At 69.8% G+C, this 21,547-nt stretch carries 18 protein-coding genes and 1 pseudogene; 13 read left to right on the top strand and 6 right to left on the bottom strand.

Annotation, left to right across the window (positions count from 1 at the left end; all coding sequences use genetic code 11):
- The first annotated feature begins 35 nt into the window (after positions 1–35).
- The 7 genes from clpB (at position 36) to OPF83_RS15615 (ending at position 9,437) form a co-directional block, all read left to right on the top strand.
- The gene (clpB, locus tag OPF83_RS15645; protein WP_264888547.1) at positions 36–2,588 is read left to right on the top strand and encodes an ATP-dependent chaperone ClpB; all 2,553 of its coding nucleotides are present in this window, start codon (positions 36–38) and stop codon (positions 2,586–2,588) included.
- A gap of 158 nt (positions 2,589–2,746) precedes the next feature.
- Positions 2,747–3,631 (top strand): sulfurtransferase, encoded by an 885-nt coding sequence (locus tag OPF83_RS15640; RefSeq protein ID WP_264888546.1) that lies wholly within the window; start codon positions 2,747–2,749, stop codon positions 3,629–3,631.
- A 105-nt stretch (positions 3,632–3,736) separates the two neighbouring features.
- A complete protein-coding gene (locus OPF83_RS15635) occupies positions 3,737–6,208 on the top strand; it encodes a hypothetical protein (protein WP_264888545.1) in 2,472 nt (823 codons plus the stop codon).
- Positions 6,209–6,311: 103 nt separating this feature from the next.
- Positions 6,312–6,869 (top strand): orotate phosphoribosyltransferase, encoded by a 558-nt coding sequence (gene pyrE, locus OPF83_RS15630; RefSeq protein ID WP_264888544.1) that lies wholly within the window; start codon positions 6,312–6,314, stop codon positions 6,867–6,869.
- A gap of 41 nt (positions 6,870–6,910) precedes the next feature.
- Positions 6,911–7,735, top strand: a complete 825-nt coding sequence (locus tag OPF83_RS15625) for a lysoplasmalogenase family protein (RefSeq protein ID WP_264888542.1) — start codon at positions 6,911–6,913, stop codon at positions 7,733–7,735.
- The gene (locus OPF83_RS15620; protein ID WP_264888540.1) at positions 7,732–8,673 is read left to right on the top strand and encodes an SDR family oxidoreductase; all 942 of its coding nucleotides are present in this window, start codon (positions 7,732–7,734) and stop codon (positions 8,671–8,673) included. The genes OPF83_RS15625 and OPF83_RS15620 overlap by 4 nt, the downstream gene beginning before the upstream one ends.
- Before the next feature lie 119 nt (positions 8,674–8,792).
- The gene (locus OPF83_RS15615; protein ID WP_264888554.1) at positions 8,793–9,437 is read left to right on the top strand and encodes an RNA methyltransferase; all 645 of its coding nucleotides are present in this window, start codon (positions 8,793–8,795) and stop codon (positions 9,435–9,437) included.
- Between the two features lie 52 nt (positions 9,438–9,489).
- Here the strand turns inward: OPF83_RS15615 and OPF83_RS15610 are convergent, their stop codons facing one another.
- Both OPF83_RS15610 and OPF83_RS15605 read right to left on the bottom strand, forming a co-directional pair.
- Positions 9,490–11,706, bottom strand: coding sequence for an HNH endonuclease signature motif containing protein (locus tag OPF83_RS15610; RefSeq protein WP_264888539.1), 2,217 nt, complete (start codon positions 11,704–11,706; stop codon positions 9,490–9,492).
- A gap of 472 nt (positions 11,707–12,178) precedes the next feature.
- Entirely contained in the window at positions 12,179–12,841 is a 663-nt protein-coding gene (locus OPF83_RS15605) for a DedA family protein (RefSeq protein WP_264888553.1), read from the bottom strand.
- Between the two features lie 136 nt (positions 12,842–12,977).
- On the opposite strand from OPF83_RS15605, the gene OPF83_RS15600 reads away from it, so the two are divergent.
- Together OPF83_RS15600 and fbaA are read left to right on the top strand one after the other, a co-directional pair.
- On the top strand, positions 12,978–13,967 hold the full coding sequence (locus OPF83_RS15600) for an MsnO8 family LLM class oxidoreductase (RefSeq protein ID WP_264888538.1): 990 nt from the start codon (positions 12,978–12,980) through the stop codon (positions 13,965–13,967).
- A gap of 135 nt (positions 13,968–14,102) precedes the next feature.
- Positions 14,103–15,146 carry a class II fructose-bisphosphate aldolase gene (fbaA, locus tag OPF83_RS15595; protein WP_264888537.1) on the top strand — a complete coding sequence of 348 codons (1,044 nt, stop codon included), beginning with the start codon at positions 14,103–14,105 and terminating at the stop codon, positions 15,144–15,146.
- 162 nt (positions 15,147–15,308) lie between these two features.
- Here the strand turns inward: fbaA and OPF83_RS15590 are convergent, their stop codons facing one another.
- The 3 genes from OPF83_RS15590 to OPF83_RS15580 all read right to left on the bottom strand — a co-directional run bounded on the left by OPF83_RS15590 (position 15,309) and on the right by OPF83_RS15580 (position 17,994).
- Positions 15,309–15,878: a hypothetical protein gene (locus OPF83_RS15590; protein ID WP_264888536.1), complete on the bottom strand. Its 570-nt coding sequence runs from the start codon at positions 15,876–15,878 to the stop codon at positions 15,309–15,311.
- A gap of 88 nt (positions 15,879–15,966) precedes the next feature.
- Positions 15,967–17,658: an alkaline phosphatase gene (locus OPF83_RS15585; protein ID WP_264888535.1), complete on the bottom strand. Its 1,692-nt coding sequence runs from the start codon at positions 17,656–17,658 to the stop codon at positions 15,967–15,969.
- A gap of 177 nt (positions 17,659–17,835) precedes the next feature.
- Positions 17,836–17,994, bottom strand: coding sequence for a hypothetical protein (locus OPF83_RS15580; RefSeq protein ID WP_264888534.1), 159 nt, complete (start codon positions 17,992–17,994; stop codon positions 17,836–17,838).
- 86 nt (positions 17,995–18,080) lie between these two features.
- Between OPF83_RS15580 and OPF83_RS15575 the strand changes: the two genes are divergently transcribed.
- Both OPF83_RS15575 and OPF83_RS15570 read left to right on the top strand, forming a co-directional pair.
- Entirely contained in the window at positions 18,081–18,497 is a 417-nt protein-coding gene (locus OPF83_RS15575) for a DUF3151 domain-containing protein (RefSeq protein WP_264888533.1), read from the top strand.
- On the top strand, positions 18,454–19,740 hold the full coding sequence (locus OPF83_RS15570) for an aromatic acid exporter family protein (RefSeq protein ID WP_264888532.1): 1,287 nt from the start codon (positions 18,454–18,456) through the stop codon (positions 19,738–19,740). Before OPF83_RS15575 ends, OPF83_RS15570 begins: the two co-directional genes overlap by 44 nt.
- On the opposite strand, the gene OPF83_RS15565 is transcribed toward OPF83_RS15570, so the two are convergent.
- Entirely contained in the window at positions 19,685–20,341 is a 657-nt protein-coding gene (locus tag OPF83_RS15565) for a hypothetical protein (protein ID WP_264888531.1), read from the bottom strand. The genes OPF83_RS15570 and OPF83_RS15565 overlap by 56 nt on opposite strands.
- Before the next feature lie 88 nt (positions 20,342–20,429).
- Between OPF83_RS15565 and OPF83_RS15560 the strand changes: the two genes are divergently transcribed.
- Together OPF83_RS15560 and OPF83_RS15555 are read left to right on the top strand one after the other, a co-directional pair.
- Positions 20,430–21,293 (top strand): LamB/YcsF family protein, encoded by an 864-nt coding sequence (locus OPF83_RS15560; RefSeq protein WP_264888530.1) that lies wholly within the window; start codon positions 20,430–20,432, stop codon positions 21,291–21,293.
- A gap of 4 nt (positions 21,294–21,297) precedes the next feature.
- Positions 21,298–21,547, top strand: a pseudogene (locus OPF83_RS15555) (hypothetical protein); the annotation flags it as partial.

Raw genomic sequence — 21,547 nt, 5'->3', positions numbered from 1 at the left:
ACGCTCAACCATACGTCGAAGAAAGGACCGGTCGCATGAGCCAGTTCAACCCCACGACCAAGACCCAGGCGGCTCTGTCGGCCGCCGTCCAATCCGCCTCCGCCGCGGGCAACCCGGATGTCCGTCCGGGCCACCTGCTCGTGGCGCTCCTCGAACAGCAGGACGGCATCGCCGGCCCGCTCCTCCAGGCCTGCGGCGTCGACCCGCAGCTCGCCCTCACCCAAGCCCAGCAGCTCGTGGGCGGCTACCCCAAGGCCTCCGGCTCGGGCATGGCCGCCCCCAACTTCAACCGCGACGCGCTCGCGGTGATCGCCGCCTCGCAGGAACTCGCCGGCGAGATGGGCGATGCCTACGTCTCCACCGAGCATGTATTGGTCGGCATCGCCGCAGGTAACACCGGCGGGGACGCGGCCAAGGTGCTCAACGAGCTCGGCGCCACCGCGGACGCGCTCAAGGGCGCCTTCACCGCGGTCCGCGGCAACACCCGAGTGACCACCGAGAACCCCGAAGATCAGTACCAGGCGCTCGAGAAGTACTCGACGGACCTGACCGCCCGCGCGCGGGAGGGGAAGATCGACCCGGTCATCGGGCGCGACTCGGAGATCCGCCGCGTCGTGCAGGTGCTCTCGCGGCGCACCAAGAACAACCCTGTGCTCATCGGTGAGCCCGGCGTGGGTAAGACCGCCATCGTCGAGGGGCTGGCCCGGCGGATCGTGGCCGGGGACGTGCCCGAGTCGCTCAAGGGCAAGACCCTGCTCTCGCTCGACCTGGGCTCGATGGTCGCCGGCGCCAAGTACCGCGGCGAGTTCGAGGAGCGGCTCAAGGCCGTCCTGGATGAGATCACGGCGTCCGAGGGCCAGATCATCACCTTCATCGACGAGATCCACACCATCGTCGGCGCCGGCGCGACCGGTGAGGGCTCGATGGACGCGGGCAACATGATCAAGCCGATGCTGGCCCGCGGCGAGCTGCGTCTGGTCGGGGCCACCACGCTCGACGAGTACCGCAAGTACATCGAGAAGGACGCGGCCCTTGAGCGCCGGTTCCAGCAGGTCTTCGTGGGCGAGCCGAGTGTCGAGGACACGGTCGGCATCCTGCGCGGACTCAAGGAGCGGTACGAGGTGCACCACGGCGTGCGTATCACCGACTCGGCGCTGGTCTCGGCGGCCACCCTGTCGGACCGCTACATCACGTCGCGGTTCCTCCCCGACAAGGCGATCGACCTCGTCGACGAGGCGGCCAGCCGCCTCAAGATGGAGATCGACTCCCGCCCGGAGGAGATCGACGCGGTGGAGCGGATCGTGCGGCGTCTCGAGATCGAGGAGATGGCGCTGTCCAAGGAGACCGATGCGGCCTCCAAGGACCGACTGGTCGCGCTGCAGTCCGAGCTCGCTGACTCCAAGGAGCGGCTCGCCGAGCTCACCGCGCGTTGGCAGAACGAAAAGAACGCCATCGAGGGTGTGCAGAAGATCAAGGAGGAGCTGGACGCTCTGCGGACCGAGTCCGAGAAGGCGGAACGCGACGGCGACTTCGCCCGGGTGGCCGAGATTCGCTACGGGCGGCTGCCCGAGCTGGAGAAGCAGCTCGCGGATGCCGAGGAATCGGAGGCCGCTTCCGGTGCGATGCTCAAGGAGGAGGTCGGTCCGGAGGACGTGGCCGAGGTGGTCTCGACCTGGACCGGCATCCCCGTCGGCAAGATGCTCGAGGGGGAGACCGAAAAGCTATTGCGCATGGAGGACGAGCTCGGCAAGCGCGTGGTGGGCCAGCAGGAGGCGGTCCAGGCCGTGTCCGATGCGGTTCGTCGGGCGCGGGCCGGCGTGGCCGATCCCAACCGGCCGACCGGTTCGTTCCTCTTCCTCGGCCCGACGGGTGTGGGCAAGACGGAGCTGGCCAAGGCGCTCGCGGAGTTCCTGTTCGATGACGAGCGGGCGATGGTCCGCATCGACATGAGCGAGTACTCCGAGAAGCACTCGGTCTCGCGACTCGTCGGTGCCCCTCCCGGCTACGTCGGTTACGATGCCGGCGGCCAGCTCACGGAGGCGGTGCGGCGCAGGCCGTACACGATCGTCCTGCTCGACGAGGTGGAGAAGGCTCACCCGGACGTCTTTGACATCCTGCTGCAGGTGCTCGACGACGGTCGCCTCACCGACGGGCAGGGCCGCACTGTCGACTTCCGCAACACGATCCTCGTGCTCACCTCCAACCTGGGCGCGGGCGGGACGCGGGAGCAGATGATGGACGCGGTCAAGCGCGCCTTCAAGCCGGAGTTCGTCAACCGGCTCGACGACGTGGTGATCTTCGATCCGCTCAGCGAGGAGCAGTTGGAGTCGATCGTCGACATCCAGATCGACGAGCTCGCCGCCAGGCTCAGGGCACGTCGACTGACCCTGAGTGTCGACGACGCGGCGAAGGGTTGGCTCGCTCGGCGTGGCTACGACCCCGCCTACGGCGCCCGTCCGTTGCGCAGGCTGGTCCAACAGGCCATCGGCGACAAGTTGGCCCGGGCACTGCTCGGTGCCGATATCCGCGACGGCGACAGTGTCTCGGTGTCGCTGGCCGAGGACGGGGATTCACTGAACCTCGGATAAGGACGGTTCGGCGCCCGACTGCTGATCGGAGCTCGACCCGCCGGTGCCCCATACCAACTGGTGTGGGGCACCGGCCTGTCTGCACGCTGGTCCCTGCCACGGTCCACGTCGTCCCTTCGCCCTGAGCCGGGCCCCGCGTGACGGACTATCCTGGCGGCGTGACCACAGATTCCGCCTCCGCGTCCGCCACCCAGGTCCATCCGCTCCTCGTCTCGGCCCCTGAGCTCATCGAGGATGTCGCGTCTCTCCCGACCCCCGTGATCCTCGACGTCCGGTGGCAGCTCAGCGACCCGGACGGGCGAGGTCACTATTTCTCCGGCCACATCCCCGGCGCGCGGTACGTGGATCTGACGGCCGACCTGGCTGATCAGCGGAATCCCAAGGAGGGGCGTCATCCGCTCCCCAAGCGCGACGCCTTCGAGGACGCGATGCGGCGCATCGGTATCAATAATGACAGTCGCGTGGTGATCTACGACGACTGCGGCGGCAAGTCCGCGGCCCGGGCATGGTGGCTGCTGAAGTGGGCCGGCAAGAAGGACGTCCACCTGCTGGACGGCGGGCTCAAGGCCTGGATCGCGGAGGGCGAGGACCTCGCTGTGGGGCCGGGTAACCCGGTGGAGCGCGGCGATTTCACGCTCGGTCAGGACACCATGGCCACCGTCTCCGCGGAAGAGGCGTCCACGTGGCCTGACCAGGGGGTTCTGATCGACGCTCGGACCCCGGACCGGTATCAGGGCGTGACGGAGCCGATGGATTCGCGCGCCGGCCACATCCCGGGTGCGGTGAACATCCCGACCCACACCTTTCTCGACGAGTCGGAGCATTTCCTGCCGCCGGAGACGATTCGGCAGATGCTCGCGGACGTCGGGGTCACCGACGGCAGTGACACCGCCGTCTATTGCGGTTCCGGCGTCCACGCCTGCCACGCGTTGGCGGCGATGGAGGTGGCCGGCCTGGAGGTGGGGCGGCTGTACCCCGGGTCGTGGTCGCAGTGGTCGGCGGAGCGGTCGCGGCCGATCGCGATCGGCGAGAGTCCCCGGTAGCAGCGCGCCGGTAGCAGTTCGCCGGTTCGGCGCGGCCCGGGCGAGTACCCGCAGCGCCGGACTGGGTGTATGGGCTGAGGGCGGGGGCTGACTACGCTCGTGGGCATGGTCTGGTTCTGGTTCGTCCTGGCGTTGGCGCTGCTCGTCGTGGCGCTCGTCCTCCTGCGAATGGACGCGAAGCAGCGTCGTGGCGCGAGCGCACCGTCGCTCACGGAGGGGAAGGACCGGGCGCGGTCCTCGGGTGACGGTCCGGAGGGCGGCGTCGTTGACGCCGACGCGCCGGGTGGAAGCGACGACGACGACAAGACCCCGCACACAGCCGCGCCGGCGGGGACCGCTGCGGCCACGACCGGCACCGCCTCCAGTGCGGACGCGGACACCTCCGCCGAGTCGGGGGCGGAACTTGCGGGCGAGACGGCGGGGGATCCGGGTGCGCCGAAGCTCGCGCCGTTCCAGCGTGCAAACAGGGCGGTCGATGCGTCCGCGGGCGATACCGGTCGGGACACAGCCACAGTCACGGCCACAGGCGCAGACGTAGCCTCGGCTCCGACTCCGGCTCCGGCGCCGAAATCCGCGCCTTCTGCCGACGCCGACTCTGACGCCGACGCCGATTCCAGCACCAACGCCGACAACTCCACGGACACCGCCCCTGCGAAAGTCGGCCCCACCGCAACCGCGGGGGGCATCGCGGGTGCGGGCGCCGTCGCCGTCGGTGCCGCCGCCTTTGCCGGCAACGACTCCGACAACGCGGAGAATGCGGCTGAATCAGAGGCTGAGCCAGACACCGAGTCAGCCACCGAGCCAGAGTCCACGTCAGAAACCGAGCCCGACACCGGCTCGTCACCGCGCCTGCTCGACCGGGTCCGCGCACTCCTGCCCGCCAGGAAGTCGGCCGGTCGGGCGAGGACGGGCACGTCGTCAGCTGCGGGAACGGGCGCGGGGGCGGACGGAGCGCCCGAGCCGGTGGACCCACTCGCAGGGTCGCCGATTGTGCGGTGGCTGGAGGACCGCGAGTTCGCGCCTACCCAGACCCCGGCGCCGGAGTTCCGGCACGGTGATTTCGCGATGGGCCTCAGCGCGCTGGGTACGGTCTCGCACGGAGTGTTTCGTGGTCGGAGGGCGATCATGGGCGTGAGTGGAGGCCGGACGGTGCTCGCGCTGCGCCGCGACACGGCCTCCGACTTGGTCCTCGACCTGAGCCGTCCCGACGTCGACTCGGAACCCGGCTTCCACGACGCGGGCCAGGTGGGCGCGCTCGAGGCGCGCACGTCCGATTACGGACGCCTGGACCTCATCGACCGTGATCGGCTGATCGACGCAACCGCGGAGGTCCCGGCGGATGTGCGTCGGATCTGGGCCGAGGGTGAGTGGGTGGCCGCCACGATCGACGGGGTCGACGATCCGGGCGCCTGGGACGACGTGGTGATGGCGCTCCACGCGGCCGCAGATGTCCTGGCTCCGTTCCCGCCGATCGGTGGCCGGGCCCGCGCGCTGCCCGTCGAGATGGATCCAGGTGCGCCGGCATCCGCTGACGGGCCTGACGCAGATCCGACACTGGGAATGGACGGTGCAGCTGGTGCGGCCGGAGCTGCTGGCACCGTCGCAGCAGCCGCGACCACCGCGAACGCTCCACGACCGGAGAACGGCGAGGTCGTCGTCGACACCCCAGCAGTCACCGACACCGCACCGTCCACCGACACGACCACCGCGACCGGCACTCCCACCTCGAGACCGGCCGACGCACGCCCCGAGGGCTCGGGCACCGCTGCCGGTCCAGTCGCACCGACTTCCCAGCCACCGCGACGGACCGGCCATCTCCGGCTCGTCCCCGACCGTTCTGCGCGGGACCTCCACGACGTCCCCGTGGTGGCCGACCGCGGCGAGTCCGAGCCGGCTGCACGGGACCAGGCTGCGCCTGACCAGACTCCACGTGACCAGGCTGCGCCCGAGCCGGATCCCTTCGCCGAGATCATGGAGCCGGCGGCGCCTGTCGCCTCGCGCGGAGACGTCGCGGCCGACCACCTCGCGCCGCGCCCGCCGTTGTCGCGCCCGACGCGTGGGGTGGGGCAGTCGTTCCCGGAAGACGCGTCGGTTCCGCCGCTGGCCGCCGGCGTCTCGACCGGAGCCGCGGGCATCAAGCCGCTCGGCTCGGAGGACGACCAGGACGAGATCCGCGACGAGGTCGAGCGCTTCGACGCCGCGCGCATCGACGGGCGCTCGGACCTCGACCGGGGGGCCGCGGTCGCAGATCCTGACACGGACGCCGCGCCGACCGGGGATGACCCCGCGCCGACCGGGGAAGCCCCGGCCGCGACCGGCCGCCACGGCGTGGACGACCTCGACCCGTCCGAGGTGACGCAGAGGCTGTCGGTCGCCGAGCTCGCCGAGCGGATGGGGATCGACCCGTCGGAGATGCGGTCGTCGGGCCGGCGGCGTCGTCGGGCGGAGCCGGAGGACGAGCAGCCGGAGGACGAGCAGGCCGAGGGGGACCCCACGCCGGGCCGCGAGCGACCCGGCATCGAGCCCGACGTCGAGAAGACCACCCGCATCGTTCTGCCGCCGGACATCAAGGACTGACGCCGGGAACCCGTCCGCGCAGGTCGGGCGGGCGGGCCCTCCGCCACCCTCGGCGACGCCGGATAGAGTCATCGGCGACAGCTGCACCGACCAGAGGAGCCCGATGACCGCCGCACCCGAAGTCGATTCCGAAGCCCGCCGCCGGCTGGCCGAACTGGTGGCCGAGCTCGCCGTGGTCCACGGCCGCGTCACCCTCTCGTCCGGCCGCGAGGCGGATTACTACGTCGACCTGCGCCGCGCGACCCTGAACCACGAGGCCTCGCCGCTCATCGGGCGGCTGCTGCGTGAGCTGACCGCGGACTGGGAGTTCGACTCGGTGGGCGGGCTGACGCTCGGCGCCGACCCCGTGGCCACGGCGATCATGCATGCGCCCGGCCGCCCGATCGACGCGTGCGTCGTGCGCAAGGAGGCCAAGAAGCACGGCATGCAGCGCCGCGTCGAGGGGCCGGACATCGTCGGCAGGCGGGTGCTGGTCGTCGAGGACACCACCACCACGGGCAACTCGCCGCTCACCGCCGTCCGGGCCCTGCGCGAGGCGGGCGCCGAGGTCGTGGGCGTGGCCACCGTCGTGGACCGGGCGACCGGCGCCGACGACGTGATCCGCGCCGAAGGTGTCGACTACCGGGCGCTGCTGGGCCTGGCCGACCTGGGACTGGAGTGACGAGAGCGATGTGGGATTCCGTGAAGTCGAAGGTCAAGAACGTGACGAAGACGACAAAGGCGGCAGCGGCATCGACAAAGGCGGCAGCGGCGGTGGCCACACCGGCTGCGGCTGCGGCGGCGACGTCCTTCGGCGCCACTCTGGAGCAGGCCCTCCGGGGCCGTGTCGAGGCGTTGATCGACACCTCGCGTCCGGAGGGGCCGGCGTTTCTCGCGGCCACCGGGGGGACGGAGATCGCCAAGGCACTCGGGCTCGGTCCGCTGGAGAAGCTGTGCAAGCCGCTCATCGTTCCGGCAGCGTTGACCATCGCGCTGCGGGACGGGCGACTGTCCGCGGCGGACACCGCGTTGCTGTCGGCGACCGGTGCCGCGTACACCACGGGTGATGTGATCCTCATGCTCGGTGGCGGCCACGCAAGCCGTTCCAAGGGGCGGCTCATCGCGGGTGCCGCGGCGTTCGGGGTCGGGCATCTGGCATTGGGCTCGCTGATGCTGCGCTCGGGCCTGCGCTTCAAGCCGCTGCAGTCGGCCGTGCACGGCGTCGTCGCCGGTGGCGTGGGCATGATGCTGGTGTCGGAGGATTCCGGCAATGCCCCGCTCGCTGGGTACGCCGGCCTGCTGGCCGCACTGTCGGCGTTGGCCACCTCGGTGGACCGGTCGAACGGTCCGGCGGCGACGGTGCTGGCGGTCGCCGGGCCGTCGTTCCTGCTGTCCGACGCGCTGATCCTCGCCCGCCGCAAGGCCGAGGGCGGTTCGATCACGGCTCGCGCGCTGGACGTGGCCGTGATCGACACCTACGCGCTGGCCGCGCTGCTCATGATCACGGGTACCGCTGCGGCGGCCCGGTTCGCGGGGAGCGGTTCGTGACCTCCGGCGCCGCCACTTCCTGTGGCGGCACCTCGTCGTCCGGAGACACCAGGTTCTCCGGAGGCCCCACGTCCGCCGGAGGCCCCTCCCCTTCCGGAGTCACCTCGACGTCCGGAGCCCCCACGTCCTCTTCCGGCGTGCGGCGCCGGAGCGTCGTGGTCACCGGCGCAGGTCGCGGGATCGGCGAGGCCACGGCGCGCATGTTCGCCGCCGCCGGATATCTGGTCGGCGCCTATGACCTGAAGCCGTGCGCCTGGGCCGAGGGCGACGACCGCGTGGTGACCGGTGCACTCGATGTGACAGACCCCGCGGCGTGGGAATCGGCGCTGGCTGACTTCGTCCGCAACACCGGTGGCGGGATCGACGTGCTGGTCAACAACGCTGGCACCTTGTACGGGACCCCGTTCATGGACGCCAGCTATGAGCAGGATGCGCTGCTCGTGGACGTCAACGTCAAGGGTGTGCTGTACGGGTGCCGAGCCGCGTTCCCGTACCTGCTCAAAGGCACTGGCCCGGCGGTGATCAACGTCGGTTCGGCGTCGGCGATCTACGGCCAGGCCGAGATGGCCACCTACTCGGCCACGAAGTTCGCGGTCCGTGGGATCACCGAGGCACTCGATCTCGAATGGGGTCCGCAGGGCGTGCTCGTGTCCTCGGTGTGGCCGCTGTACGTCGGGACCCAGCTGTTGGACGGCGTGGACACAGCGGGCATGAAGAACATGGGCGTCAACCTGACCGAGGACGACGTGGCCACCGAGATCGTGCATGTCGCCGAGAAGGCTGGTCGACGCGGTTCCGGACTGCTCGGACGGATTCGGGACGCGATCACCGACGGTGTCCACCAGCCGGTCGGCCGCCAGGCCACCGCGATGTATCTGGCTTCCCAGGTCGTTCCCGGGCGAATCATCAAGTTCGCGAACACGCGCCTGACCTCGTGAGCGGGACCGAATCGGCAGGGCCGGAGGATTCGGCCGGCGCCGCGGGTGCCCCAGGCGCCTCGGGTGCCGCGGGTGCCGCAGGTGCCTCGGGTGCCGCGGATCAGGCCGCCCGAGCCGATCTGCCCGGTCCCACCGAGTGGGGTGAGGGGCAGGTCGGTGTCGGGCCGTGGGAGTTCGAGCATCCCGGTGTGCCCCGGCCCACCGGCGACCGGTGGGATCCAGAGTTGCTGGATTCCGGCGACCGCCGCAACGTCGTGGACCGCTATCGGTACTGGCGTCGCGAAGCGATCGTCGCCGACCTCGACACCCGACGGCACCCCTTTCACGTGGCGATCGAGAACTTCGGCCACGATGCCAACATCGGCACCGTCGTCCGCACGGCCAATGCCTTCCTTGCCGCCGAGGTGCACATCGTGGGCCGGCGTCGCTGGAACCGTCGCGGCGCGATGGTCACCGATCGCTACCAGCACCTTCGCCACCACGCCGACGTCGTCGAACTCATGGCCTGGGCCGCGTCTGAGGGACTGCCGGTCGTCGCCGTGGATAACCTCCCCGGAGCCGAGCCGTTGGAGACTGCGTCACTTCCGCATGAATGTGTGTTGCTCTTCGGCCAGGAAGGTCCGGGCGTCAGCGAGGACGCGCGACTGCAGGCGGTCAAAACCGTCTCGATCTCCCAATTCGGATCGACCCGTTCGATCAACGCGGGTGTCGCCGCCGGCATCGCGATGCACGCCTGGATCCGAGAGCACGCCGCACCATCCTGATGGCGGCGCTCCGGCCGACAGTGGGTGTCCGGGAGCCTGCTCGCCAGGTGGTTCAGAAAGGCGGCAGGTCGAGGGCATCCAACTGGGCCCAGAGAGCGTGCTCGACTGTGCTGTCGGCCAGGTCGTCGCGGCTGCGGGGGGCCGAGTTCCCGGCTGAGCACTGGCAGCGAGCCCAGAGCGGGACCAACACGGGTTGCGTGGGGTCCAGGGTGGAGATGAAGGAGTCGACGTCGAGGTCGTCGTCCGCACACGGCTGGACGTCGAGGTAATCGGTGTGGTCCGGGAACCGACGACCGCACCCATGCGTGCGGACTGGTCTCCTGGTCGGGCCACCGCGCACGACGGTGATGGTGGTGCCGTTCGGGCCTTCGATGGTCTCGACCGTTCGCTTACTGGCGTCGGCAGCGGCTCGGGCGTCAGCTCGAGCCTTAGCGCGAGCGGCAGCGGCCTCGTCGCGGGCCTGCCAGTCCGCAGCATTCTGGAAACGTTCTTTTTCCTGCCGAGCCTGGGCGCGGGCCTGACGCCGGGACCACGACGTCTGCTCGGTGTAATTGCGGCTGGCTGCGTCGCCTGAGGCAGAGGGCTTGTCCGGGTCCGGATTGCGTCGTTGCTGTCGCTCCCAGGCCGAGGCCTCAGTACAGACCTGCTCACGCCTGAACTCGGCCAACGGCCCATCTGGGCGGGTGAACATGGTCTTCCCGTTGGGGTTTGTGATCTCCAGCGTTCCGTCGGGCTCGAGTCGATATTCCCAGCCTATGAATGTCTTGAGCCGATGGTGGAAACGGCACAGGCAGGCCAGATTCGATTCCACTGTGTGACCGCCGGCTTCGGGGTTCGAATGGTTGAACGGCACGACATGGTCCAGATCACAATCATCGGCTGGTATTGAGCAGCCAGGGTGCCGACATGTGCCATCGCGAAGCCGGACCCGATGTGACAGCGCTGCGCCGGGCCGGTATCTCAGCGCCGTATCCGGCGCATCGTCCGCCCCGGGTGTCGGGTCGATCTGTTGCAATGTGGCCCCATCGCTGGTGGCGAGCATCTCCAGCAGCGACTGCAGGGCACCTTCGCCGGTTCGGGCGAACTCGACCCGCGCCTGATCGTTCCATCCGGTCAGGTTCCCGCCGGTGGGGGCGATGACGGTGATCTTGGGCCGCAGCATCAGGCCGGTGCCGGTGCCGGTGCCGGTGCCAGCCGGAGTGCTGGCCGGGGAACCGGTCGAAGGGTCCGTTGAGGTGTCCGACTCTGGCGCCAGGGAGGTGCCAGTGCTGTTGGGCGCACGGTCGCCCAGCAACAGCGACATCAGCGCGTCGGCCCGACGCTCGTTGTACGAGTAGCCGTCCTTCTCCATGCCTGAGTCCGAGTAGGGGGCGCCGCTGCCGGGAGTGTTGTCGGCACCGGTGGTGGTGCCAGTGGCGGCGGCGGTCCCGGTCCCGGTGCCGTCGGCGGTGGCGGCGTCAGTGGCAGTGGTGTCGGTAGAGGCGGCCGCGTCCTCGGCGGCGCGGTCAGCGGCGACCTTCGCCTTGATGGACTCCGCTAGCACGGCCGCCTCGTCGGCGTTGAGGATGGCGTACAGGCTGGCCATGCCGTCCTGCCCCTTTGAAATCCGGACGCAGCGATCCCGGACCGCGTCCTTCTTGCGGGCGCTCACGGCGTCGCGGTCGTGCTTTGTGATGATCTTGTCGATACGGGCTCTGACGGTCTTGCGACTGGGCCGTTCGCCGGACTCGACTGACTCGAGGTAGGCGTCGACGACCTTCTTCTGGACCAGGGGGAGTACGGATTCGTCGACGGACCTCATCTGAGTGGCCATCACCTTGGCAATGCCCATGTCCATACGTCCGTCCGACATGGCCTGCAAGACCGCCGGATATTTGAAGTGCAGGTCGGCGGCGAAGGAGAGCAGCTCTTCGGCTTCACCGGTCGAGATGGGATACATCGCCACGAGGTGGGCCGCCGCCATCTCGGAGGGGTCGACCACCGTGAAACCGGGACGTGAATCATCCGGGTCAACACTGCAATCGGCATGTTCCACGCACTGGACCATCATCCCGTGAGCAGTCTTGAGCCGCAGCGCCGTCGCGCGGTTCTCGGCCTCCCACCCGGCACGAGCGGCATCGGCGAAAGCAGAGATCGCCGCTTCGGACCCGAGCGGGAACGTCGCCTCGCCGGAGAGGAACGCCACGGACGCGACCGGGTTGGCGGCGGGACCAGGGAGAGGGGTGACGGTGTCGTCGTCGTCAAAACTTCTACCCACGTCTCGACCCATCGACCCGTCACCTCCCCGCCTGGTTGTGTAAGCCGTTCACGCTGAATTTGTCGCCGGATGGCGTCGTGTCGTGTTCGAACTCGTGTTCCAGACTACTGGAAGTAACGCTGTTTGGCAAGAGTGTTCGATAGGGGATTTGTTCGATTTCGTGGGGCGCCGTGCGAAGGGGACTGTCCGGCCGAATGGGAGACCAATCGACTAAGAGATCAAGCAGCTATGAGGCCAAGCGACCAAGCTGGTTTGGCTGGCGGTCGGGACGTAGGGCGTATGTCCCCGGGCGTCAGGTAAATGACCCCGGCGTCGGGCGAACGGCCTGGGGAGTGACTGCCGAGTACGCGTGGAACACGAAGACCTCCGTTGTGGATGTGTTTGCCAGGTCGCATTCACACCTCGCACGGAGGTCGTACTCAGTGCCTCCCGTCAGTGCCTCCCGTCAGGCCGACCGGAGACGCACGGTGCGTGGTCAGTACAACTAGACCGCGGGATTGTCTTGGGGCAGCTCGGAGTCGGGAGTCGACGGTCCGTTCTTGATGCGATCGACGAGCTTGGGCGCGGCGGTGATGACCATCGGCATCACCGACACCAGCACGATGCCGATGAGGATCAGGTCGATGTGGTCCTTGACGAACGTGAACTGCCCGAGCCACGCGCCGAGCGCTGTGACACCCGCGGCCCACAGCACGGCGCCGACGACGTTGAACGTCACGAACACCCGGTACCGCATGCCGGCCATGCCCGCCACCAGCGGCGCGTACGTGCGGACGATCGGCACGAACCGGCACAAGATGATCGTCACCGGGCCCCACTTCTCGAAGAACTCGTGGGCCTCGGTGATGTAGGACTTCTTGAAGATGCGCCCATCCGGTCGCTGCTGGATGTGGTGCCCCCACCTGTTGCCGATGAAGTAGCCCACCTGGTCACCGAGAAACGCGGCGATGGGCGCGGTCACCAGCACGACCCACAGCGGGGCGAACGGGTTGTCCTGCTGGGTGAGGAGTCCGGCGGTGAAGAGCAGGGAATCGCCGGGGAGGAACGGGAACAACAGCCCGGACTCGATGAACACCACCGCGAGCAGGGCGGGGAGGATCGCCTTCCCGAAGATACCGTCGCCCGAGAGCCAGAACTCGGGGTCCATGAATGCCGGCCCGAGGGCGAGAACCTGCTGAGTCTGGTCGGCGAGAAGATGTGTATCCACTCCGAAAGGATAAGCGCGGAACGACGGATCATGCAGTCAGCAGGTCGTGAGTCTCAGCTGGCGCTACGGTCGGGGTGTGACCCCCAGAGGCCTTCCCGCATCCGTCCGCCTGAGCATCCTGGACCGGTCGCGGACCCGGCACGGCGAGCCGGACGCACTCGCGCTGCAGGCCACCATGGACCGCGCGGAACGGGCAGACGCGCTGGGACTCCACCGTTACTGGATGGCCGAGCACCACGCGGTGCCGGGCATCGCGAGCGGCAGTCCGCAGCTGCTCATCGCCGCAGCTGCGGCCCGGACGCGACGCATCAGGCTGGGGTCCGGCGGAGTGATGCTGCCGAACCATCGCCCGCTGATCGTGGCTGAACAGTTCGCGATGCTCGAGGCCCTCCACCCGGGCCGGATCGACCTCGGGGTGGGCCGGTCTCTCGGATTCACCGCACCGGTCCGCGAAGCCCTCGGCGTGAGTGAGTACGGCACGGTCGAGTTCGGGCGTGACCTCGCCGCGGTGCGAGATTTCCTCCATGGTCGCGGACCAGTCTCGGCGTCCCCCGTGGTTCCGGCGCCGCCGGTGTTCGTGCTGGCGACCGGGAGCGGGCTGGAGGTGGCCGCCGACGCCGGGCTACCGGTGGTGGTGGGTGGCCCACGCCTGCTCGCCGACCCGTCACCGCTGGAGCGCTACCGCGAGACCTTTCGCCCGAGTAGCGCGGTGCCGGAGCCGTATGTGGTGGTGAACGTGGACGTGATGATCGCCGGGGATACGACGACGGCGAGGGAGCTTCTCCTTCCCGAGGCGTGGGCGATGGCGGCGTCCCGCGAGACGGGCGTGTTCGGTCCACTGCAGCCGGTCGACGACGTGCTCGCCCTGACGATGCGGCCCCAGCAGCGCAGGCGGATCGACCAGTGGCTCGCCGGCACCGTCCACGGAACCGCGGGGGAGGTGGCCTCGGAGCTCGCCCGGCTCATCGATCGCACGGGCGCGGACGAGATCATGGCGTCCACCTCGACATTCGACCGGGACGAGCTCGCCAAGGCTGATGCCGCGTTCGCGGAACTGGTTCGCTGAAGGCACTCGCCGACCGTGTGCGACGTGCCGCCGGGCCTACTGGCCTAGGCTGTAAGGGCGTGTGCCCGCCTACACCACGGTGCGGCACCCTGACGAATCCACGTCGCACACACCGACAACCCTGGAGGACACCAGATGCCCATCGCCACTCCCGAACAGTACAAGGACATGCTCGACCGGGCTCGCACGGAAGGGTTCGCCTACCCGGCGATCAACTGCACGTCCTCGGAGACCATCAACGCGGCCATCAAGGGCTTCGCCGATGCCGGTTCCGACGGCATCATCCAGTTCTCCACCGGTGGTGCGGAGTTCGGTTCCGGCCTGAACGTCAAGGACATGGTCACCGGTGCTGTCGCCCTGGCCGAGTTCGCGCACGTCGTCGCCGAGAAGTACGACATCCTGGTCGCCCTCCACACCGACCACTGCCCCGAGGACAAGCTGGACGGCTTCGTCCGCCCGCTGATCGAGATCTCGCAGGAGCGTGTCAACCGCGGCGAGAACCCGCTGTTCCAGTCGCACATGTGGGACGGCTCGGCCACTCCGCTCGACCGCAACCTCGAGATCGCCAAGGAGCTGCTCGAGAAGACGGCGGCCGCAAAGCAGATCCTCGAGATCGAGATCGGCGTCGTGGGCGGCGAAGAGGACGGTGTCGAGAACGAGATCAACGAGAAGCTCTACACCACGCGTGAGGACTTCGAGGCCACCATCGACGCCCTCGGCGCCGGCAACACGGGCCAGCGCTACCTGCTGGCAGCGACCTTCGGCAACGTCCACGGCGTGTACAAGCCGGGCAACGTCAAGCTCAAGCCCGAGGTCCTCAAGATGGGCCAGGACGTCGCGGTGGAGAAGCTGGGCCTCAACGCCGGCGACCTGCCGTTCGACTTCGTCTTCCACGGCGGCTCCGGCTCGGCCAAGAGCGAGATCGAGGAGGCGCTGTCCTACGGCGTCATCAAGATGAACGTCGACACCGACACCCAGTACGCGTTCACCCGTCCCGTCGCCGCGCACATGTTCGGCAACTACGACGGCGTGCTCAAGGTCGACGGCGAGGTCGGCAACAAGAAGACCTACGACCCCCGCTCGTACCTCAAGAAGGCCGAGCAGGCCATGTCCGAGCGCGTCGTCGAGGCGTGCAACGACCTGAAGTCGGCCGGCAAGTCCAAGGGCGCCAAGGCCTGACTGGTTCCCCGGTTCCCCGGGGCCTGCGCGCACCGGGCCCGGTAACCGTCAGGGCACGAAAGCTGACTGGGCCCGGTAACTGACAGAGCCCCGCGCTCCCCGGCGATCAGGGAGCGCGGGGCTCTGTGCCGTGCAGTGTTGTACGGCTCAGCCCGGCCCTGCTCAGCCCGGCTGGCCCTGCTGCGGGGCCTCCTGCTGCGGAACCGAGCCCATCCCGACGCCGGGCTCGCAGAGCTTCCAGTCACCGTCCTCGCGACGCATGCGGACTTCCTCGGAGGTCTCCGCGTCACCCGATCCGGACTCGACCGTCGCGGTGGCCTCCTCGCCGTCAGCGCCGAGTTCCACGCCGGTGACCTGCAGGTCATCGGGGAAATTGCCGGCGATCGACTCACGCAGCATCGAGTCCACGTCCGTGCCCGTCTCCTGGCCAGAGCCCATGATCGCGTCGACGAGATCCTGCGGGACGCGGTTCTCGGCACACAGGTGACTGTTGAAATCGGCGAATGTCTCGGCCGAACTCATGTCCTTGAGCGTCTGCTCGACCTCGCGCCCGTCCCGGGCCGACGACGACAGCGGCCCCTCCAACAGCAGCCAGCCGAGCGCGGCGACGAGCACGATGACGGCCACCGCGGCAGCCGCGACCAGTCCCTTCGGCCGCCCACCGGGGGCACGACCTGCACGGTCACCCGGCTCGGGCTCCGGTGCGGTCGGCTGCTGGCTCGTCGTCGTCATCCACTACTCCCCGTCGTCCACGTCGATCGCCCCGAACCGGGGCGCATCGCCCAGCCACGGTAGCGGACTCCTCCGGGGTGGGCACGTGTCAGGGCAGCGGGCCCGCCGGCTCGATCCGGTCGGTGCCGTGGGGGCTGCGCCAACTGTGCATCGGGTAGGCGCCGCTGCCGGGCTGCGTGATGTCGTTGAGGGCCCAATAGTCGGCGTGCGCGTAGTCGCTGGTGAACTCCACGACCGTATAGCCGTGGCGGTCGAGGTCGACCCAGCGGACGTGGTGATTGACGCCCATCAGCGCCGACTGCGCGGCCACCGAGAGGCCGTTGCCCTCGGGCAGGGAGAGCATCTCGTCGATGTTGTTGCTGGTGATCGACGGGGTGACGAACTCGACGGCCCCGGTCCCGGCGCCCGGGTAGTCCGCGGGGTCGGTGGGCACCTCGTTGGCCCAGGCGGTGTGGATGTCGCCGGTGAGGAACACGTGGTTGCGGTTGCCGGTCGAGCGGATCACGTCGAACAGGCGGCGGCGCTCGCCGGCGTAGCCGTCCCACTGGTCGGCGTTGTAGGTGATGCCCTCCCGCGGCAGGCCCAGCAGGTCGGTGAGGGCGCCCATGGTGCGGTCGTCGAGCGGCGGGATGAGGACCGGCGCCACCATGACGGAGTTGCCGATGACGTTCCACCGGGCCGTCGAGGAGGCGAGGCCGCGGGTGAGCCAGTCGAACTGCTCGGCGCCGGTTATTGTGCCGGTCTGGTCGATTGCGCGGCCGTCGAACCGGGACGGCGAGGCGGAGCGGTACGAGCGCAGGTCGAGCATGTTCAGCTCGGCCAGGGCGCCCCAGCGCAGGCGGCGGTAGAGGACGCCGCCGTCGCGCAGGGAGTCGGGGCGGATGGGCATCCACTCGAAGTACGCCTGCGAGCCGGCCGCCTTCCGGTCGGACCACGCGCCCTCGTGCGGCTGGTGGTTCTCGGCGCCGCCGGCCCAGGCGTCGTTGGCGAGCTCGTGGTCGTCCCACGTGCAGATCCACGGCACGTGCGCGTGGAGATCCTGCAGGTCAGGGTCGGTGTGGTACTGGCCGAGGCGGGTCCGGTAGTCGGCGAGGCTGACGATCTCGTGCAGCGGATCGTGCGTGCGGACGGCGCCGTGCTTACCGGTGTATTCGCCGTGGGCGTACTCGTAAATGTAGTCGCCGAGTTCGATCACCACGTCCAGGTCGCCGCGCGCGTGCAGGTGGCGGTAGCCGGAGAAGTAGCCGGCCTCCCAGTTGGAACACGAGACCACACCGGCGCGCCACCGTCCGCTGGCGGGCATGGCGCCGTCGGCGGGGGCGGTGCGGGTCCGGCCGACGCGCGAGGTCTGGCCGAGCGCGCGGAACCGGTAGTGGTACCAGGTGTCCGGCGCGAGGCCGGTGCAGTCGAGCTTGACCGTGTGGTCACGCCCGGCGTCGGTGGTGACGGTGCCGGAGCGGGCGATGGTGGCGAACGTGGGATCGCCGGAGACCTCCCAGGTGACGACGACGACACCGCCACGACCCGACCCGGGGACCGCGTCCGGGGAGGGCGTCACCCGCGTCCACAGGATGACGCGGTCGGCCATGGGGTCGCCGGACGCGACGCCGTGCCGGAAGACGCCCTCCTGTGCACCCGCGACCGCGGACCCGCCGGTCAGCGCGCTCGTCCCGACGCTCGCTCCGGCCAGGGCACCCGCCACGGCGCCGGCCTTGAGGACGGTGCGCCGGTTGGGTCCGGCAGGGGCGTGGGGTGTCGATGAGCGCGAACCGGCAGTCATCGTCCCAGTCCACACCATCGGGTTAGGTATCTGGAAGCGAACTCATGGATTCGTCACGGAAAGTTCACCGCGCCGCCAGCCGCGCCGCCAGCTGGGCCGCCCGCGGGGCCGCCCGCGGGGCCGCCAGCCGCGCTGCCCGTGTGGTCGCGCGGGGTTTCCTGCAGGTCGCCCCGGCCTTCACGCCTGGTCGACGAAGTAGAAGAGGTCCTTACCCTCCTCGACGCCCGCCCAGCACCACACGATCGCGAGTGCTTGCGGGACGGAATCAGGAGGTCTCCTCGATCCATCCGGGCGGGCCTGGATCGACGCCGCCCCGAACACTGAGAACGATCTCACAGATGTCCGACACGATGCAGGGGCAGAGCTCGGCGGTCGGGCACACCCGGCAGTCCTCACCCCGCAATTCGTGGACAATGGGCGGCATGACCCAGTTCGGAGATCTCCTCGGCCCCCCGCCCACCCGTTTGCCCGGCGATCCGGAGGCGGAGGACGCCATCGCCGCCGGTGAGGACCCGCGTACGGTCGCGGCCGCCCATCCCACCGCGTCGGTGGCGTGGGCCGCCCTGGCGGAGCGCGCGTTCGAGGCCAATGACGTGATCTCGGCCTACGCGTTCGCCCGCACCGGGTATCACCGTGGCCTCGACCAGCTGCGCCGCAACGGCTGGAAGGGTTTCGGTCCCGTGCCGTTCGACCACGAGCCGAACCAGGGCTTCCTGCGGTGCGTGGCGGTCCTCTCCCGCGCAGCACAGTCCATCGGTGAGGAGGACGAGTACATCCGTTGTCTGGAGCTGCTCAATGAGTCAGACCCGCACGCCGCCGCGTCTCTCGGCCTGGCGTGACCGTCTCGACGCGCGTGCGCTAGGGGTCTACGCCGCGCTGCCGGTCCCGCTGCGGACGCGGGCCCGGCGGCTGGCGTATGCCTTCCTCCCGATTCTCCAGTGCGGTGTCGCCGCGGGACTGGCGTGGTTCATCGCCCATGACCTGGTGGGGCACGAGCGTCCCTTCTTCGCCCCCATCGCGGCGGCCATCGCGCTGGGTACCGGCATGGGCCGCCGGCTGCGCCGGGGGATCGAGCTCGTGCTCGGTGTGGTGGTGGGCGTCGGCCTGGGCGACCTGTTCATCGCACTGGTCGGTTCGGGGCCGTGGCAGATCACGCTCGTGGTGATCATCGCGATGTCCGCGGCGGTGTTCCTCGACCGGGGTGTGCTGGTGGGGACGCAGGCGGCGTCGTCGGCGATCCTCGTGGCCACGCTCCTGCCGCCGGGCAGTTCCGGCGGGTTCGACCGCATGATCGACGCGTCGATCGGTGGTGTGCTGGCACTGCTGCTCATGGCACTGATGCCGGTACATCCGCTCAAGCGGGCCAGGCGGGAGTCGGCGTCGTTGTTGGGCGTGGCGTCGTCGGTGCTCGCGGAGGTGGCGGACGGTCTGGAGGCGCGGGACTCGAACCGCATCCGGGCTGCGCTGCAGGACGCCCGCGACACCCAACCGGCGATCGACATGATCGAGGAGCAGTTGGCGGGGGCGCGGGAACTGGTCAGGATCTCGCCGTTCTACAGCCGGCGCCGACCGGAGGAGGTGGCGCTGTCGCGCATCCTCCACCCGTTGGACAACGGCATCCGCAACATCCGCGTGCTCGCGCGCCGGGCGATCGTGGCGGTCGACGACCAGGTCGACGTCCCCCCGGCGCTGGGTGCGCTCGTCGCATCACTCGGTCACGCGCTCGAGAGTCTCTCCCAGTTCGTGTCCGGGGACCCGGATGCACCGTCGAGTGCCGAGGTGCACCGCGAGTTCCGGTCGGTGGCGGCGATGGCCAAGCGGGAGCTGCTCTTCGAGCAGGGGCTGACGGAGACGGTGATGCTCGCCCAGGTCCGGTCCATCCTGGTGGACATGCTCCAGGTGGCGGGGCTCAGCCGGATCTCGGCGCTGGCCGCGTTGCCGCCGACCGTGCGGACCCCGAAAGTGGAGCCGGAGTTGCTCGAGGAGTGGCCCGATTCACCGGACCGGCCGACGTCGGTGCCGCCGTTCAAGGCGACACGAGCCTCCATGGCTCGACATGCCGGTAGAACGAGGTTCTCTTGACGGCGCGTCGCGCCTGCTTCCCGTCCCGGGTGATGATCCCGGCCGTCGTGCCGAGCTGTACGGCGCGGGCCGCCACCCACCGTCGGCGCCGTATCCGGCGGGGCCGCTCCGCGGTCGCGAGCACGCCGGGAAGGTCGGGTGAGGGGCGCACCGTCAGGGCGTCGACCTCTCCGGAGAACACGATCGTGTCGTCGCCGTAGGTCTCGCCGACCAGAACCCCGCCGTCGGGGCCGGTCACGGTGGCCTCGCCGACGAGCACCTGCCCGGTCTCGTCACGGATCAGCGGAAGTTCGCGGGCCTCGCCCTGCACGCCGAGCTTGGCCGCGGCTGAGCCGGTGGGCAGCCCGTACACGCGGGTGGCGGGCGTGGGCTCCTCGGCGATGTAGGCGACATCGACATCGAGGTTCTCGGTGCGCATGAGCCGCGTGACGACTGCGGCGAGAGCCGCGTCGGTGCCGCAGACGAGCATGCGACGACGGGTCCCGACCTCGGAGAGCGCCCGGGTGATTTCGTCCTTGCCGGGCACCTCCGACAGAGCGATGCGGGGGTGTTCGCCGAGGACAGTCGGGACCGGCGCCGAGCCGCAGCGGATCACGATCATGCCCTCCATCATTGCCGGTTCGGCCGCCCGCGGTCGAACCCGGGGCGGGGCGCTGAACGCACCGGCGTGTGTCGGGCAGGATGGAGGGGTGCGCAGAATCGATCTGAACTGCGACCTCGGGGAGGCCCGCCGGGGGACGCCGCGCTGGGCCGCGTCACTGGCCCCCGGGTCCGGGGTGGATCCGGGGGACGCCGCGCTCCTGGACGTGGTGACCTCCGCCAATGTCGCGTGTGGATTCCATGCCGGTAATCGGCCGACCATGAACGCCACCTCGGTCGCCGCCGCGGAGCGGGGAGTGGCGTTGGGCGCGCATCCCTCGTATCGGGATGGTGCGAACTTCGGCCGGGTCGAGCACGACCTGACCCGCGCCGAGGTGGCCCGGTTGGTGGAGTTCCAGCTGGTCGAGCTGGACATGGCGGCCCGCCGGCACGGTTCGCGCGTGCGGTATCTCAAGCCGCACGGCGCCCTCTACAACCGTATCGTCCACGATCGCGAGCAGGCCGCCGGGGTCGTAGACGCGATCCTGGGCTACGCCGAGCTGGCGGGCGAGGAGCCGGTGCCGCTGCTCGGACTGCCCGGGTCGGTGGTGCTCGAGTACGCGTCCGCCGCGGGGGTGCCGGCCGTGGCCGAGGCGTTCGCCGATCGTGGCTACCGGCCCGACGGCACGTTGGTGCCCCGCGGTGAGGCCGGCGCGCTGGTGACCGATCCGGACGAGGTCGCCGCGCGCGTGGTCGCCATGGCCACCGGAGAGGAGATCCTCGCCGCGGACGGATCCCGGGTCGTGGTGGACGCCGCGTCGGTGTGTGTCCACGGAGACACCCCCGGTGCCGTGGACCTCGCCCGCAGGGTCCGGAGCGCGCTGGACGCCGCCGGGGTGCGGGTGGCGCCATTCGTGGCGGGCGCCTCGGGCGATCCGGCGATCCGGCAGCCCAGCGGTCCGGTGGCAGGTTGACTAGATGACGACGACGATCCGCCCCGTAGGAGAAGCCGCGCTCCTGCTGGATTGTGCGGATCTCGCGGCCGCGGTCGGGTTGGCCGAGAGGATCGAGACCGCCCGGACCGGGGCTGTGGACGTGGTGGCGGCGGCCCGGACTGTCCTGGTGACCGCGCGGGATGCGGCGGATCTACCGCGACTGCGTAGAGAGGTGGAAGGCCTGATCGCCGGGGCCGACCTCATCCCTCCCCGAAATCCGCTACTCCCCGGCA

The organism is Dietzia sp. NCCP-2495, assembly GCF_026011735.1.
In the GTDB taxonomy this organism is placed as follows: domain Bacteria; phylum Actinomycetota; class Actinomycetes; order Mycobacteriales; family Mycobacteriaceae; genus Dietzia.
Note: the sequence above shows the minus strand (reverse complement) of the source record. Positions and strands in the feature narration are given on the sequence as shown.

What these genes read in the sequence shown, in the direction of transcription:
- clpB (WP_264888547.1), top strand. Translation starts at nt 36, where the DNA reads ATGAGCCAGTTCAACCCCACGACCAAGACCCAGGCGGCTCTGTCGGCC.
- OPF83_RS15635 (WP_264888545.1), top strand. Translation starts at nt 3,737, where the DNA reads ATGGTCTGGTTCTGGTTCGTCCTGGCGTTGGCGCTGCTCGTCGTGGCG.
- pyrE (WP_264888544.1), top strand. Translation starts at nt 6,312, where the DNA reads ATGACCGCCGCACCCGAAGTCGATTCCGAAGCCCGCCGCCGGCTGGCC.
- OPF83_RS15610 (WP_264888539.1), bottom strand. Translation starts at nt 11,706, where the DNA reads ATGGGTCGAGACGTGGGTAGAAGTTTTGACGACGACGACACCGTCACC.
- OPF83_RS15605 (WP_264888553.1), bottom strand. Translation starts at nt 12,841, where the DNA reads ATGGACCCCGAGTTCTGGCTCTCGGGCGACGGTATCTTCGGGAAGGCG.
- fbaA (WP_264888537.1), top strand. Translation starts at nt 14,103, where the DNA reads ATGCCCATCGCCACTCCCGAACAGTACAAGGACATGCTCGACCGGGCT.
- OPF83_RS15590 (WP_264888536.1), bottom strand. Translation starts at nt 15,878, where the DNA reads ATGACGACGACGAGCCAGCAGCCGACCGCACCGGAGCCCGAGCCGGGT.
- OPF83_RS15585 (WP_264888535.1), bottom strand. Translation starts at nt 17,658, where the DNA reads ATGACTGCCGGTTCGCGCTCATCGACACCCCACGCCCCTGCCGGACCC.
- OPF83_RS15575 (WP_264888533.1), top strand. Translation starts at nt 18,081, where the DNA reads ATGACCCAGTTCGGAGATCTCCTCGGCCCCCCGCCCACCCGTTTGCCC.
- OPF83_RS15570 (WP_264888532.1), top strand. Translation starts at nt 18,454, where the DNA reads ATGAGTCAGACCCGCACGCCGCCGCGTCTCTCGGCCTGGCGTGACCGT.
- OPF83_RS15565 (WP_264888531.1), bottom strand. Translation starts at nt 20,341, where the DNA reads ATGATCGTGATCCGCTGCGGCTCGGCGCCGGTCCCGACTGTCCTCGGC.